General features: G+C 53.6%; 1 protein-coding gene and 1 pseudogene. One reads left to right on the top strand and one right to left on the bottom strand.

Features of this window, described 5'->3' with window-relative positions; genetic code table 11:
• A pseudogene (locus tag GSP01_RS14585) lies at positions 1–346 on the bottom strand (D-2-hydroxyacid dehydrogenase); the annotation flags it as partial.
• A 101-nt stretch (positions 347–447) separates the two neighbouring features.
• Between GSP01_RS14585 and GSP01_RS14590 the strand changes: the two are divergent.
• The gene (locus tag GSP01_RS14590) at positions 448–1,386 is read left to right on the top strand and encodes a LysR substrate-binding domain-containing protein (protein WP_228124019.1); all 939 of its coding nucleotides are present in this window, start codon (positions 448–450) and stop codon (positions 1,384–1,386) included.
• Positions 1,387–1,404 lie beyond the last annotated feature (18 nt).

Consider the following 1,404-nt stretch of genomic DNA (forward strand, 5'->3'; position numbering starts at 1 on the left):
AGATATTCAGCAGGAAAGCCAGCGTATGCTCCGCGACCGTGCGGGAATTGGTCCCTCCCGCCGTGCAGAGTGGAATATTGCGCTCTTTCAGGCGTCCCATCGGGAAATGATCCACACCTGCGCTGATTGACTGGATCATCTTCAGGTTAGGGGCCAGGTCCAGAAATTCATCACGCCACATCATGGAAATGCACAGGACTTCAGCTTCGGCAAGCAGAGGCCTGAGATCCTGTTCCGTGAAGGCATGAGGCGATGTCACAACCGGCGCATCTGGCGGCAAGGCGGCTGTAATATCGTAGATAGGATGGGCCGAAACGAGGGCAGGTCGGTCTTTGATCCAGAACATCAGGGCATCCTGTCAGGCTGTAATCTTCAGTGATCGAAGCTGGATACATCATGATATAAACCCCATGAATATTCCGCTAGTGGATTATTCATGATATCGATATGATGATTCAAGCAGAGACTATTCATGGTGCTTATTCAGTGAATCTCCGACAGCTTGAAATTCTTCGTGCCATCGTACGTTACAACACGACGGTTGCTGCCGGCCATGCTCTCGGTCTGTCCCAGCCTGCTGTCAGCAATGCCCTCAAGGTCATGGAAGAGCAGGTCGGATTTGCGCTGTTCCAGAGAGTTAATAACCGCATTTTTCCAACACCCGAAACAAAGATTCTTCTGGCTGAAGCAGAATCAATCTTCGATACACACAAACGTCTCGAGAGCCGGATAAAGGACATAAGGGACAACAAGGCAGGACAACTCCGCCTCATAGCAACGCCTCCGGTCGGATACGGCGTCCTGGCTCGTGCCATTCGCGAAATGCAGATCCGCCGCCCACGTGTCCGCACCTTCTTCGACACCCGGCGTTACGAGGAAGTTCTTGAAAGCATAGAGACGCATCAGGCCGAATTAGGCTTCATTCTTGGCTTTGCCGAGCGGCCGGGGATCTGCTCGGAAGTCCTGTATGAAGGAGAAATGGTTTGCGTCATGCTTCCGGAACATCCTCTCGCTGCCTGTGAAATCATCACGCCAAAAGATCTGCACCACCATCGCCTGATCGCACAGGAACAGGAAACCAAACTCGGCGCGGCATTACATCGCGCTTACGAACAGATGGGCGTCGAACTGACTTTTGCAGTAGAAGTGCGCTACGGCCTGACAGCCTGCATTCTGGCTGATCAGGGGGTAGGAGTGGCCGTGGTTGACCCTCTCACCGCCAACTCTGCCGGACGTTTCCGCCTTATTCAGCGCCCGTTCTCCCCCTCTATTCCGGTAGCAGCATCAGCAGTCTGGGCTGAAAACCGGTCTCTCACACGGTTGGCAAAAACCTTTCTGGGAGAAATGCGTCGCCTGCTGAACCAGCAGGCGACGCATAAACGCTGAGACGGCTTTTCAGGCTTT

It is taken from the genome of Gluconobacter sphaericus NBRC 12467 (genome assembly GCF_006539125.1).
Taxonomy (GTDB): Bacteria; Pseudomonadota; Alphaproteobacteria; order Acetobacterales; family Acetobacteraceae; genus Gluconobacter; species Gluconobacter sphaericus.